This window comes from Hansschlegelia zhihuaiae (genome assembly GCF_004103825.1).
Classification (GTDB): domain Bacteria; phylum Pseudomonadota; class Alphaproteobacteria; order Rhizobiales; family Methylopilaceae; genus Methylopila; species Methylopila zhihuaiae.
Genome location: NZ_RYFI01000032.1, coordinates 1 through 13,210, shown reverse-complemented (window position 1 = coordinate 13,210; position 13,210 = coordinate 1). Strand labels below are relative to the sequence as shown.

At 70.2% G+C, this 13,210-nt stretch carries 13 protein-coding genes; 8 read left to right on the top strand and 5 right to left on the bottom strand.

Going from position 1 to position 13,210, the window contains the following annotated elements:
• Positions 1-20: 20 nt before the first annotated feature.
• The 3 genes from EK403_RS21180 to bfr all read left to right on the top strand — a co-directional run bounded on the left by EK403_RS21180 (position 21) and on the right by bfr (position 3,936).
• A complete protein-coding gene (locus EK403_RS21180; RefSeq protein ID WP_128779448.1) occupies positions 21-2,861 on the top strand; it encodes a PAS domain-containing protein in 2,841 nt (946 codons plus the stop codon).
• Positions 2,862-3,013: 152 nt separating this feature from the next.
• A complete protein-coding gene (locus EK403_RS21175; protein WP_128779447.1) occupies positions 3,014-3,322 on the top strand; it encodes a (2Fe-2S)-binding protein in 309 nt (102 codons plus the stop codon).
• Positions 3,323-3,459: 137 nt separating this feature from the next.
• Positions 3,460-3,936 carry a bacterioferritin gene (bfr, locus tag EK403_RS21170; RefSeq protein WP_128779446.1) on the top strand — a complete coding sequence of 159 codons (477 nt, stop codon included), beginning with the start codon at positions 3,460-3,462 and terminating at the stop codon, positions 3,934-3,936.
• A 119-nt stretch (positions 3,937-4,055) separates the two neighbouring features.
• Here the strand turns inward: bfr and EK403_RS21165 are convergent, their stop codons facing one another.
• A complete protein-coding gene (locus EK403_RS21165) occupies positions 4,056-4,673 on the bottom strand; it encodes a glycoside hydrolase family 25 protein (RefSeq protein WP_128779445.1) in 618 nt (205 codons plus the stop codon).
• 111 nt (positions 4,674-4,784) lie between these two features.
• Here EK403_RS21165 and EK403_RS21160 point away from each other — a divergent pair, with 111 nt between their 5' ends.
• Together EK403_RS21160 and EK403_RS21155 are read left to right on the top strand one after the other, a co-directional pair.
• On the top strand, positions 4,785-5,942 hold the full coding sequence (locus tag EK403_RS21160; protein ID WP_128779444.1) for a CobW family GTP-binding protein: 1,158 nt from the start codon (positions 4,785-4,787) through the stop codon (positions 5,940-5,942).
• 142 nt (positions 5,943-6,084) lie between these two features.
• Positions 6,085-7,095, top strand: a complete 1,011-nt coding sequence (locus EK403_RS21155; RefSeq protein WP_128779443.1) for a WD40 repeat domain-containing protein — start codon at positions 6,085-6,087, stop codon at positions 7,093-7,095.
• A gap of 13 nt (positions 7,096-7,108) precedes the next feature.
• Here EK403_RS21155 and EK403_RS21150 read toward each other — a convergent pair whose 3' ends face one another.
• A complete protein-coding gene (locus EK403_RS21150) occupies positions 7,109-7,738 on the bottom strand; it encodes a S24 family peptidase (RefSeq protein WP_128779442.1) in 630 nt (209 codons plus the stop codon).
• Positions 7,739-7,965: 227 nt separating this feature from the next.
• Here EK403_RS21150 and EK403_RS21145 point away from each other — a divergent pair, with 227 nt between their 5' ends.
• Positions 7,966-8,319: a DUF952 domain-containing protein gene (locus tag EK403_RS21145; protein WP_128779441.1), complete on the top strand. Its 354-nt coding sequence runs from the start codon at positions 7,966-7,968 to the stop codon at positions 8,317-8,319.
• Positions 8,316-9,410 carry a quinone-dependent dihydroorotate dehydrogenase gene (locus tag EK403_RS21140; protein WP_128779440.1) on the top strand — a complete coding sequence of 365 codons (1,095 nt, stop codon included), beginning with the start codon at positions 8,316-8,318 and terminating at the stop codon, positions 9,408-9,410. The genes EK403_RS21145 and EK403_RS21140 overlap by 4 nt, the downstream gene beginning before the upstream one ends.
• A 4-nt stretch (positions 9,411-9,414) precedes the next feature.
• On the opposite strand, the gene EK403_RS21135 is transcribed toward EK403_RS21140, so the two are convergent.
• The 3 genes from EK403_RS21135 to EK403_RS21125 all read right to left on the bottom strand — a co-directional run bounded on the left by EK403_RS21135 (position 9,415) and on the right by EK403_RS21125 (position 12,343).
• Positions 9,415-9,732 (bottom strand): DUF6460 domain-containing protein, encoded by a 318-nt coding sequence (locus EK403_RS21135; RefSeq protein WP_128779439.1) that lies wholly within the window; start codon positions 9,730-9,732, stop codon positions 9,415-9,417.
• Positions 9,732-11,408 (bottom strand): lysine--tRNA ligase, encoded by a 1,677-nt coding sequence (locus EK403_RS21130; protein ID WP_128779438.1) that lies wholly within the window; start codon positions 11,406-11,408, stop codon positions 9,732-9,734. The genes EK403_RS21135 and EK403_RS21130 overlap by 1 nt, the downstream gene beginning before the upstream one ends.
• A 71-nt stretch (positions 11,409-11,479) precedes the next feature.
• Positions 11,480-12,343, bottom strand: a complete 864-nt coding sequence (locus tag EK403_RS21125; RefSeq protein ID WP_128779437.1) for a transporter substrate-binding domain-containing protein — start codon at positions 12,341-12,343, stop codon at positions 11,480-11,482.
• A 186-nt stretch (positions 12,344-12,529) separates the two neighbouring features.
• On the opposite strand from EK403_RS21125, the gene EK403_RS21120 reads away from it, so the two are divergent.
• Positions 12,530-13,204 (top strand): hypothetical protein, encoded by a 675-nt coding sequence (locus EK403_RS21120; RefSeq protein ID WP_128779436.1) that lies wholly within the window; start codon positions 12,530-12,532, stop codon positions 13,202-13,204.
• The last annotated feature ends 6 nt before the right edge of the window (positions 13,205-13,210 follow it).

The window sequence follows — 13,210 nt, the reverse complement described above, 5'->3', positions numbered from 1 at the left end:
CCGCAGCCAGCAGAGCCCCGATGGGTCCCGACGACGTCTTCGACGCCTTGGCCACCGACCCTGCGCTCGCTGCGCCGGAGCGCGGCGGCCGTCCGGTTTTCGTCGTCGACGACGCCGGCGAGATCGTCTGGGCGGGGCCGGCCGCGCGTCGGCTGATCGCCGCGGGCGAGCTCGAATTCTCGGCGAGGCAGATGCTGGCCGGGATGGCGGCGACCGGCTCCGAGGGGCTCGTCAGGCTGCGGATCGGAGCCTCGGGGCGGCTCGCGCCCCTCATCTTCAGGGCCCTGCCAATGGCGGTCCACGGCGCGGCGGCGCTTGTGGCGCTCGAGGGGCTGACGCCGCTCGAGGCGCAGGCCGAGGAGGCGGAGTTCGCGCGCGCTCCGATCGACGAAGAGCCCGGGGCTTCCGAAGATGAGGTCGCTGCGGCTTCCGAAGCGGAGGATGACGCCGCGGCGCCGGCGCGCGGCATCGCGGCGGAAGAAGGCGCGCCCCCCAACCTTCCGGGCGAGGCGGAGGCCGCGCTTGAGCCCATCGCCCGGCCGGCCGAACAGCCTCCCGGCGAAGAGACGTCCGCCCCCGCTGAAGACAGACCCGCCGAGGACCTGCGCTTCGTCTTCGAAATCGACGGCGACGGACGCGTGACCCTGCTGTCGCCTGACCTCGCGCGCGCCGTGGGTGCTTCGGCCGAGGCCGCCGTCGGCCGGCCCTGGAGCGAGACCGCGGACGCCCTCGGCCTCGATCCGGCGGACGCAGTCTGCGCCGCCATCGAGCGGCGCGGCGCGTGGGGCGAGATCCAGATCTCCTGGCCGACGGCCGACGGCCGGCGCCTGCCGATAGTGCTCACGGCGCTCCCGATGTTCGACCGCGGCCGGACCTTCGTGGGCTTCAGGGGTCTTGGCCGCGCGACCGCCGCGCCTCTCCCGGCGCCCGTTGAGGCTGTTCCCGCCGAACCAGAGCCGACCCAGCCGGTCGCGGCCGACAGCGCCGCGGAGGATCTTTCGGCGACCGTCGACAGCGAGACCGGCGACCGCCAGGACGACGCGCCGGAAGAGCCGGCGGTCGAGGAGCCGGCCTCCGCGCCCGTCCCAGCGGACCGCGCGGACCAGCCTCCGGCCGCCGAGGAGCCGCCGTTCTTCGCCGCGCCGCCCGCCGCCCCGCCCTATGGCGGAAACGTCGTGCCCCTTCGCGACGCCACGCTCCCGCTCGCGGCCCTGACGACCAGCGAGGAGAGCGCCTTCGACGAGATCGCGCGGCGCCTCCGGGGGCTCGGGGCGCGGGTGACTGATCCGATCAGCTTCCCGACCATGGCGCCTTCGCCGACGGAATCCCCGGAGACCGCGGCGATCGCCCCGACGCCCGCGGGCGATGGGAACTGGACGCTCGACGACGTCGACGGGCGGGCGCCCACGGCGTCGCGCGTCGACGACCTGCTTCGGCTGCTCGACCGGCTGCCGGTCGGCGCGCTGGTGCTGCGCGCAGGCGTCGTCGCGCACGCCAACCGCGCGGCGCTTGACACGCTCGGCCACCCGGACCTCGCAAGCCTTCGCGCGCGCGGCGCCGAGGAACTGTTCGCGGCCCCGCCGCCGCGCGACGACGCCGCGCCCTCGACGCTGCGCGTGATCGCGAGCGACGGGGTGGAGGTCGAGGTCGAAGCCCGGCTTTCGACCGTCTTGTGGGACGGCGGGCCGGCCACGCTGGTCTCGCTGAAGCGGGCCGAGGGCGCGATCGCCGCCGCCCAGTCGGCGCTAGCCCGCGAACGGGAGGCCGCGGCGATCCTCGACATCGCGGCCGACGGCGTGCTGACGCTCGACGGCGCGGGCCGCATCCTGTCCGTCAATCGGGGGGCCGAAAGACTGTTCGGCTTCGAGGGCCGCGACCCGATCGGCGGATTGTTCACGCTTTCGCTCGCGCCGGAGAGCCGGCGCGTCGCCTTCGAATATCTCGACCAGGTCCGCGCGGACGGCGGATCGTCCATGGGACATGATGGCCGCGAGGTGCTGGGCCTCGCGCGACAGGGCGGCGCGGTCCCGCTCCATCTGACGATCGGCCGCCTTGGGGACGCCGGCGACGCGCGGTTCTGCGCGGTGCTGCGCGACATCACGCCCTGGAAGAAGGCCGAGGAGGACCTTCTGGCCGCCCGCCGGCAGGCGGAGCGCGCCAACGCCCAGAAGTCGGAGTTCCTGGCCAAGATCAGCCACGAGATCCGCACGCCGCTCAACGCCATCATCGGCTTCGCCGAAGTCATGATGGAGGAGCGCTTCGGGCCGGTGGGGAGCCCTCGCTACAAGGACTACCTGCGCGACATCCACGTCTCGGGCAGCCACCTCGTCGGGCTGGTCAACGACCTGCTGGACATCACCCGCGTCGAGTCGGGCGGGCTGAAGCTCGACCTGTCGCCCGTCGACCTCAACGAGATCGCGGCGCAGGCCGTCGCGCTGCTGCAGCCACAGGCCAACCGCGACCACGTGATCATCCGCACCTCGCTCGCGCGCGGCCTGCCGCCGGTGCTGGCCGACCGGCGCTCGGTCAGGCAGATCATGACCAACCTCGCCTCGAACGCGGTTCGGCTCAGCCGCCCGGGCGGCCAGGTGATCCTCGCGACCGCGCTGACCGATGTCGGCCAGGCGGTGATCCGCGTGCGGGACGCAGGCTTCGGCATGTCGAAGCAGGAGCTCGCCCGCGCGCTCGAGCCGTTTCGCTCGCTCGCGACCGCCGACAACGACGCCGGCGCGGCGCTCGGCCTGCCGCTGACGCGGGCGCTGGCCGAGGCCAACGAGGCGAGCCTCGCGCTGCAGAGCGAGATCGGCCTCGGCACGCTCGCCGAAGTCACTTTTCCCTCGTCACGCGTGCTCGCCGGCTGAGGCGGGACTTTCCGCATTACCGATGCGTAAGGCGCCGCGACATTGACTCGGCGGGCCGACCCACAATATGAATATGGCAATGGAAACAGTAGTTTAGACCTTTTCAAAACTACCTTTCCGAACAACTGACGCTGGTTCGCACGGACGTCCGCATGATCGTCTGTTCCTGCAACGTGTTGAGTGACAAGCAGATCGGCGCCGCCATCGGCGACGCCGACGCGAATCCGCGCACCCCGGGGCAGGTCTATCGCTGCCTCGGCTGCAGCCCGCAATGCGGCCGCTGCGCTCGGACCATCAAGGCGATGCTGTCCAACATCCGCGGGCTCGAGGACACGACCGGCGGAAGCTGCGGGGCCTGCCCCGCCGCATGCCCGGCCGTCACCCACGGCGTCGGCCAGGTGCTGGACGTGATCGGCGACGTCATCGAGGTCGCCACCATCGAGCGTCGGCGGGCCGGCTGAGCGACGGTTCGCGTCGCTCGCAGCTTTCCTTTCGCACCCCCTTCTTCAAGATCACACCTTCACTTGCGCCCGCCCGGCGCCTAGTTTAGAAGTGTTCTAGAGTCATAGATCGGCGGCTGGGCCGCAGGAGGGGCGCCATGAAGGGCGACGCGAAGGTCATCGAATATCTGAACCGCGGGCTCCGCTCCGAGATGACCGCGGTGAACCAGTACTGGATCCATTACCGGATGCTGGACGACTGGGGCTACAAGAAGCTCGCCGCACAGTGGCGCAAGGAATCGATCGAAGAGATGAACCACGCCGACCGGTTCGTCACCCGCATCATCTTCCTCGAAGGCTTCCCCAACATGCAGGTGCTCGATCCGCTCCGGATCGGACAGAGCGTCAAGGAAGTGCTGGAATGCGACCTCGCGGCCGAGGTCGACGCCCGCGCGCTCTACCGCGAGGCGGCGCTGTACTGCCAGGAGATCGGCGACCTCCCGTCCAAGATCCTGTTCGAGGAGCTGATGTCCGACGAGGAGGGCCATATCGACTTCCTCGAGACGCAGCTCGATCTGGTCGCCAGTCTCGGCGAGCAGCTCTACGCCCAGCGCCATATCGGCGACCCGGAGTGACGGAACGGTCGGGCGCGACGAGCCCGGCCTGATCGCTTCTGCGCCCCTTCCGATTACGAGGCCCCGCCGCATGTCGGCGGGCCTTTCCATTTCGGACCCGGTCCGGCGACGTCCCGCGCTCAGAACGGCCAGCGCGCCCGAAACTGCGCTTCGTCGCCGTTGAACAGGTCGCGGTCCACGGGTCCGAGCCCCTCGACCTCGCGCGGCTCCGGCCCCGAGCGTCCGTCCGTGTACTGCCAGAAGGTCCAGCGCCGCCAGAGCGCGGGAACGCCGCGCGGCTCGTCGGCGAAGCGGGCGTACCAGAGCGCACATTTCGCGAGCGGCGACTGTGCGACGTCCGCCATCCGCTCGCGCAAAAGCCGTCCGCCATAGATCACGGGGAGCCTCCCGAGCCGCGCCTCGACCAGCGCCACGAACGCCTCGGCCTGCGCGAGCGACAGGTCGGCGCCGGCCGTGCTCTCCTCCCAGTCGAGACAGACCAGGTCGTCGGCGCCCGGGTCGGCATAAGCGAGATAGTTCGCGACCTGCGCCTCGACGTCGACGCCGCTCGAAAAATGATAGGAGCCCCAGAGCAGCCCCGCGGCCTTCGCCTCGATCCGGCGGGTCGCATAGGCCGGGTCCCGGAAGGTCGCGCCCTCGGTCGCCTTGTGCACGACCGCGACGATCCCGGCCCGCCGCACCGAAGCCCAGTCGTGGACGATGTTGTGGTGCGACAGGTCGATCATGCCGTTGAACATCTGTTCCGCCCCGCGGGATGACGCCTTCCCGCCGCGTCGCTATATCAGGCGCGACCCGCCCTGATCCCACGGCGCCTCAGCGCGCCGCGCCGACCGCTCCCCGGAGGCCCCATGTCGCTTTCTGAAGCCCTGTCCGACAAGACGCCCGTCACCGTGCTGACCGGCTATCTCGGCGCCGGCAAGACGACGCTGCTGAACCGCATCCTGTCGGAGCAGCACGGCAAGAAATACGCCGTCATCGTCAACGAGTTCGGCGAGATCGGCATCGACAACGACCTGGTGGTCGGGGCCGACGAGGAAGTGTTCGAGATGAACAATGGCTGCGTGTGCTGCACGGTGCGCGGAGACCTCATCCGCATCCTCGAAGGGCTGATGCGCCGCAAGGGCAAGTTCGACGCGATCATCGTCGAGACCACCGGCCTCGCCGACCCTGCGCCGGTCGCCCAGACGTTCTTCATCGACGAGGAGGTCGGCCGGAAGGCAAGGCTCGACGCCGTCGTCACGGTCGCGGACGCCAAATGGCTGACCGAACGCCTGAAGGACGCGCCCGAGGCCAAGAGCCAGATCGCCTTCGCGGACGTCATCCTGCTCAACAAGACGGACCTCGTGAGCGGCGAGGAGCTCGAGGAGGTCGAGGCCCGCATCCGGGGCCTGAACCCCTATGCGCGGATCATCCGCACCGAGAAATGCGCGGTCCCGCTCGACGCGGTGCTCGACAAGGGCGCGTTCGACCTCGACCGCATCCTGGCGCTCGAGCCGGCCTTCCTGGAGGCCGACGACCACCATCATCACGACCATGACCACGGTCACGGCCATCACCATCACGGGCATGGCCACGACCACCACGACGATCACGAGCACGGCCCGGATTGCGGCTGCGGGCACGACCACGCGCATGAAGACCATGGCCACGCGCATCACGACCACGGCCATGGCGAGCATTCGCATGGCGGGCTGAAGCACTATCACGACGAGCACATGAAATCGGTCGCGCTCGAGATTCCGGGCGACGTCGACCCGCACAAATTCATGCCCTGGGTCAACGACCTGGCGCAGACCGAGGGTCAGAACTTCCTGCGCTGGAAGGGCATCCTGGCGTTCAAGGACGAGCCTCGCCGCTTCGTGCTGCAGGGCGTCCACATGATCCTCGACGGCGACCTTCAGCGCGAGTGGAAGGCGGAGGAGAAGCGCCGCTCGAAGCTCGTCTTCATCGGCAAGGACCTCGACGAGGCGAAGCTCCGCCAGGGTTTCGAGGCCTGCGCGGCGTGACGCGCGCCGATGTCCCGGCCTTGAGCCGGGACCCATCCGGCGCGACGCAGTCCGGATGAGGCGTCTTACGCTGGGGCGTTCTGATCAGATTGAGCCCAATGGGTCCCGGCTCAAGGCCGGGACGTCGATGTCGAGCCATCCCATGTCCCTCTCCACAGAGTCCGGCTACCCCTCCCTCGCCGATCGGCTGACGCCCGTCGAGGCCGGCGCCTATGTGGTCGCGGCCTCGTTTCTCGGAAACGCGGCGGTCTTCGCGCTCGGCGACGGGGCGGTGCTGTTCCTCGACGAGGGCGGCGAGCTCCGCGTGCCCGCCCATGAGGGCGCCGTGATGTCGGCGGTCTGCGACGGCCGCACGCTCGTCACCGGCGGCGACGACGGCAAGGTGCTGCTCTTCGCCGCCGGCGACACGCCGGAGCCCGTCGGCGACGCGCCCGGCTGGATCGATGCGGTCGCGCTCGGGCCGGACGGGGCCGTGGCGTGGTCGGCGGGCAAGCGCGTCTTCGCGCGCGACGGCAAGGGCGACCTCCGCTCCTTCGAGGCGCCCTCCTCGGTCCGCGGGCTGGCTTTCGCGCCGAAGGGCTACCAGCTCGCGGTCGCGCGCTATGGCGGCGTGTCGCTCTGGTTCCCGCGCGTCGCAGGCCCCGCGAAGGAGCTCGCCTGGAAGGGCAGCCATCTCGACGTCACCTTCGCGCCGGACGGCCGCTTCGTGGTCACGACCATGCAGGAGAACGCGCTGCATGGTTGGCGGGTCGCGGACGGCGCGCATATGCGCATGTCCGGCTATCCGGGGAAGGTGCGGTCGATGGACTGGACCTCGGACGGCAAATGGCTCGCGACGGCCGGCGCCGACGCCGCGATCCTCTGGCCGTTCCAGGCCAAGGACGGGCCAATGGGCAAGGCTCCGAAGGAGCTCGGCATTCGCCCCGCCAAGGTCTCGCGCGTCGCCTCCCACCCGCGCGCCGGGGTCGTCGCGCTCGCCTATGAGGACGGCTGCATCCTCATCGTCCGCATTTCCGACGGCGCCGAAATCCTCGCGCGCAAGCCCGGCCCCGGGGGCGCGGTGACGGCGCTCGGGTGGGACCGAACGGGCGCGCGCCTCGCCTTCGGCACGGAGGACGGGGCCGCCGGGACCATCGCGCTTCCGGACGAGTGACTCGAATCCGGGTCTACTGGCTCGCCCAGACGATCCTGGCGATCCAGGCGACCTCGGAGGCCGGGAACACCCGGTCCGGATGCTCCGGATTGATCGACCGGAGCTCGACTTGCCTGGCGGTGCGCCGCGAGAGCTCCTTGGCCATCACCTCGCCGCCCGATGTCCTGACCACGACGCGGTCGCCGCGCCGCACCGGCGCGCCGGGCGCGACCACCACGACGTCGCCGTCCCGGAAGGTCGGCGACATCGAGTCGCCCGAGATCTCCAGAGCGTAGGCGTGATCGTGTTCCACCCCCGGAAACGCGATCTCGTCCCAGCCCTGTCCGGTCGGAAAGCCGCCATCGTCGAAATAGCCGCCCTCTCCCGCCTGGGCGAGGCCGATCAGCGGCACGGTACGCCTGCTTTCGGGCGGTCCGCCTGTCAGCAGTCCCATGAAGCTGTCGAGATTGGTGCCGGTGGCGTCGAGCGCCTTGGCGATCGATTCGGTCGACGGCCAGCGCGGCCGCCCGTCCCCAGCGATCCGCTTCGACTTGTTGAAGGTGGTCGGATCGAGCCCGGATTTTCGCGCGAGGCCCGAGGCCGACAGCCCGTTCTTCGCCGCCAGCGCGTCGATCGCAGACCAGATCTGGCCGTGGCCGAGCATGTCGGAGTCCGCCCTTCCCTGCCCCCGCCCGATGCATCACCCGAGCGGGACAATATCTTATAAGTAGGAATTACTACCTTCAGACCGATTTGTCCAGCCGTGCCTCGTGTCCCACCGCTTGCCCCGCAGGGCCTGCGGTCCTAAAGCTCGCGCACCGTTCCGATGCAACGCGTCGATCGGGACTGCGTTCCGCTCGCGCCTCAGAAACAAGCAGAACCCCGCCGTTCATGCAGACCCCGGCCCTGATCTACAAGATCGCGCCCGCCGCGCTCTGGGCGGAGGCTGAACGACAGGGCGCCTTCTCGGGCGCGCCGGTCGATCGGCAGGACGGCTTCATCCACTTCTCGACCGCCGCCCAGGCTCCCGAGACGGCGGCCCGCCACTTCGCTGGACAGCAGGGCTTGGTGCTCGCAGCGGTCGACGCCGCGGCGCTGGGGCCGGCGCTCAAATGGGAACCGTCGCGCGGCGGAGCTCTATTCCCGCACCTCTACGGGCCGCTGCCGCTTTCGGCCGTGCGCTGGACGGCGCCGCTGCCGATCGGCGCGGACGGGGCGCATGCGTTCCCGGAGGCGATGGCGTGACGAACGTCCTCTGGCCGCTGATCAGGCCGGCGCTGCACGCGCTCGATCCCGAGACCGCGCATCAGGCGACGCTCGCCGCCCTGTCGCGCCTGCCGCCGCGCCCTGCCACGCAGGCCGACCAGCGTCTGGCGACCAAAGCCTTCGGGCTCGACTTTCCCAATCCGCTCGGCCTCGCGGCCGGCTTCGACAAGGACGCCCGCGCGCCCGACGCGACGCTCGCGCTCGGCTTCGGCTTCGTCGAGATCGGCTCCGTGACGCCGCGGCCGCAGCCCGGCAACCCGCGGCCCCGCCTGTTCCGGCTGAAAGAGGACCGGGCGGTGGTGAACCGCATGGGCTTCAACAATCAGGGTGCGGAGGCGACGCAAGCGCGTCTCGCGCACCGCGCAGGACGGCCTGGAATCGTCGGCGTCAACGTCGGGGCGAACAAGGACTCGGCCGATCGCGCCGCCGACTACGCCGCCGGCGTGCGAAGCTTCGCGGCGCATGCGGCCTTCTTCACCGTGAACGTGTCCTCGCCCAACACGCCGGGCCTGCGCGACCTGCAGGCCAGGGCCGCGCTCGACGATCTCGTGGTCCGCGTGCTGGAGGCGCGGGACGAGGCGCATGCGGGCGGCCTGCCGCGCCGGCCCGTGCTGCTCAAGATCGCGCCCGACCTCGACCTGCACGGAATCGACGACGTCGTGGCGGTGGCTCGCGCGCGGGGCCTCGATGGACTCGTCGTCTCGAACACCACCCTGGCCCGCCCCGCATCTTTGAAAGGCGCGGCGAAGGCGGAAGCCGGAGGCCTCTCGGGCGCGCCGCTGTTCCGCCGCTCCACCTGGGCGCTGGCCGAGACGTTTCGGCGACTGGACGGCGCCATGCCGCTGGTCGGCGTGGGCGGCGTCTCGTCGGGCGCGGATGCGCTCGCCAAGATCCGCGCCGGCGCGACGCTGGTCGAGCTCTACAGCGCGCTCGTGTTCGAGGGGCCGGGGCTGCCCGCGCGCATCCTGAAGGAACTCGCGGCGGCGCTCGACCGCGAGGGCGTGTCCTCGCTTGCGCCGCTGATCGGCCGCGACGTCGAGGCCGTCGCGGCCGAAGGACCGGGCGCCTGACGGGTCAGCGCCGGCCCGAGCCGACGCGCAGGACCCTGAGCACGATCCAGACCGGGATCACCACCATAGCGCCGATCAGGAAGTAGCGGCCGATCAGCTTCAGCACGTCCGCCGAGTTGCGGATCAGGTCCTCGAGCGCGTCCATCGCCCAGCGGAACAGCTCGAAGGCGTCGAGATGGAGCTGGTCGAGCACGAGGCCGACGATCACGCAGAGTAGCGCAAGTCGCACGATCACGCCGAGCGGCGAGCCGCCAATGATCCGGCTCATCCCGCCCGAGCCGTAGCGGGGTGAACCGCTTTCGCTGTCCCTGCCGAACACCATCAGGCGACCTCCTTTGCGGGCTGCGCGGCGAGTTCGCCGCCAAGCGCCCGCCGGATCAGCGCGCGCGTCTCCGGCACGCCATATAGGGCGACGAAGGAGCCGAAGCGCGGGCCCTTCTCCTGGCCGATCAGCGTGCGGTAAAGCGTCGAGAACCAGTCCTGGCTGACGCCCGGCCGCTCGGGCGTCGCGCCCTTTGCGGAGAAGTCCTGGTAGCGCGGCACGGCGCGGGCGACGTCGTAGAGCGCTGTCTGGACCTCTTCCGGCGCGGCGCCGGCCGGCAGGCTCCCGAGCGCCTCGTCGAGGGAAGCGAGCGCCTGGCGCTCGACCTCGTCAGGCGCGTCGAAGCGCTTGAAGGGCTTCACATGGTCCTCGTAATAACGCAGCGCGTAACCCACCAGCTCGTCGAGCTTGGGATGGGTCTCGGGCGTGACGCCCGGCGCGTAGCGGCCGATGAAGCCCCACAGCACGTCGCGGTTCTCGGCGTTCGAGGCCGAGACGAGGTTGAGCAGCAGCGCGAAGTTGACCGGCGGGGTCTCGGCCGGCGGCTCGCCGGAATGGATGTGCCAGACCGGGTTGCCGAGCCGCTGCTTCCATTCTTGCCGCGGATAGCCGCCGAGGAACTGGAAATACTCGTCGACCGCGCGCGGGATGACGTCGAAATGCAGCTTCTTGGCCTCGCGCGGCCGTTGATACATATAGAGCGCGAGGCTCTCCGGGCTGGCGTAGGTCAGCCACTCGTCGATCGTCAGGCCGTTGCCCTTCGACTTCGAGATCTTCTGGCCCTGCTCGTCGAGAAACAGCTCGTACACGAAATGCTCCGGCGCGACGCCGCCCAGGATCTCGCAGATCTTGTCGTAGATCGGCGCGTTCGTCTGATGGTCCTTGCCGAACATCTCGAAATCGACATCGAGCGCCGCCCAACGCGCGCCGAAGTCCGGCTTCCACTGCAGCTTTACTCTGCCGCCCGTGACGGGGAGCGTCTTGTCCTCGCCGTCCTCGTCCGTGAACGTAATGGTCCCGGCCTTCGGATCGACCGCCTTCATGGGCACGTAGAGCACCCGGCCGCTGACGGGCGAGATCGGCAGGAAGGGTGAATAGGTCGCCTGCCGCTCCTCGCCGAGCGTCGGCAGCATCACGGCCATGATGGCGTCATACTTCTCGACCGCGCGAAGCAGCACGGCGTCGAGCTTGCCGGACTTGTAGTAGTCGGTGGCGCTGGCGAATTCGTAGTCGAAGCCGAAGGTGTCGAGAAACCGCCGCAGCATCGCGTTGTTGTGGTGACCGAAGCTCTCGTAGTTTCCGCCGAATGGGTTCGGCACCGAGGTCAGCGGCAACTGGAGGTACGGCGCGAGCGCGGCCGGGTCCGGCACGTTGTCCGGCACCTTGCGCATGCCGTCCATGTCGTCGGAGAAGCAGAGCAACCGAGTCGGGATCTTGTCCTCGGTGAGAACCCGGAAGGCGTGCCGCACCATGGTGGTGCGCGCGACCTCTCCGAACGTGCCGATATGCGGCAGGCCCGAAGGCCCATAGCCGGTCTCGAACAGCACCGGCCCGTCTTTGGGCCGTTTTTTCAGCCGAGCGACGAGTTTCTTCGCCTCCTCGAACGGCCAGGCGTTCGAGGCGCGGGCGATGTCGGCGAGCGCCGTAGCGGGCGCGGCTGTGTCTGCGGAAGCCATGGGTCGTTCGGTCTGGTCGCGGAAGGGCGGCACCCTAAGGACCGCCCCTCGCCTGCGTCAATGACGGCCGCTCACCACACGCCGACCGGAAAGTGCTTCAGATAGAGCTCGGCGTAGACGCCGTTCCGCTCGAGCCGCTGCAGCGCGTAGTCGATCGCCTGCCTGAGCCTCTCGTCGTCCGGCCGCACCATCGCGCCGACGCCCTCGCCGAAATAGCGCGGGTCGGCGTAAGGCCCGCCGACGAAGCGGCAGCAGCCTTCCGACGCCGTGCCGTTCAGCCAGAAGGCGAGTGAGACGGCGTCTCCGAAGACAAGGTCCGCCTCGCCATTCTTGACCGCCGCCCGCGTCGCGTCCGGCTTCTCGAAGCTTTTGAGCGTCGCCTCGGGGAAATAGGTCTTCAGAAACGCCTCGTGCGCTGAGCCCTGGACCACCGCCACCGTCCGGCCCTTCAGCGTCTCGGGCGTCGCGTCCGCCACGGCCTTGTCGCTGCGCGCGACGAAGCGCGCCGGCGTCTGGTGCACCCGCTCGGTCATTGCGAAGCGCGCCCTCAGCCCCGGCGTCGGCCGCGCCATCGCGAGGATCACGTCGGCCTGGCGGTTGTCGATCGTGTCGAGCAGGGCGTCCCAGCGCCACGCCTGCAGCGTGCAGGCGATCTTGAGCTCGGCGCAGATCGCGCGGGCGAGATCGACCGCGAACCCCGCGGGCTGGCCTTCGGCGTCGATGTAGTGGAACGGCGGGTAGTCGTCGCCCGTCGCCCATTTGAACACGCGGTTCTGGGGCAGGCCCGGCTTTTCGATGCGCGCGCGGGGGTCCGAATAGCGCGGGATCGCGACCCCGTCGCCGGAGGATTGCGCGCGGGCTCCGGCCGCGGCGAGCAGCGGCAGGACGAGCGCGAAAGCCAGACCGATCCGCAGGAAGACGCTTTTGGGTTGCAAGCGACTCGACTCCTCGCCGCAGGTGATCCTACAACTTTACCGCTTATTAACCGAAGGCGGTCCGGGGGCAGCCTCATGACGGTCGAGGCCTATCGCGCAATCATGCGCGAAGGGCGGGCGCACGACGCCCCGCCCGGGCCTCGGACGCGACCATACGAAACTGACGCGCGTTCGGCTCGTCCGATCTTGCCGCCGCCGGCGGAATTCGCCGCGCTGGAGCGCGCCAGCGTCCCGCCCGGCCCGCTCTATGCGGCGCTCGCTGAGGCGGAACGGACGGGCGTCGCGCCTTTCGACGCCCTGCTCGCATCTGGCGCGGTCGAACAGGAGGACCTGGTCGCGACGCTCGCTCACGCGCTCGGCGTGGACGCCGCCGGCCCCGGCGATCTCGAAGGTCCGGCGATCGACGCCGACGGCTTTCGCGCCGCGATGCTGAGCGGCGTCCTGCTCGGCCTCGGGGTCCACGGCGGAGGCCGGCTGATCGTCGCCGCCCGCGGCCCCGCCGTCTCGAGGCTCGCCGCGGCGCGCCGTGGCCGTCTGCGCGACCCCCGTATCGCGCTCGCGACCCCGCGCGCTTTCGCCGAGATCGCCATGCGGCGGGCCGGCGCGTCCGTCGTTCGAAAGGCCGCGGACGGACCCGGCGACCTCTGCCCCGAATTCACCGTGGTCCGCGGCCTCCCGCATCTCGGTCGCCTTTCGCGCCTGGCGCTGATCGCGGCCGCCGCCGCCGTCGCGGCCTGCGCGGCCCTGATCGAGAGCGTCGGCCTCGCGGTCGCGGGCGTCTGCGGGCTGATGTTCGTGGCGTTGAACGCTCTCAGGCTAGGGTCTGTACCCAATAGATTTGCGGTGTGGACTGCGTGCTGATTCAAG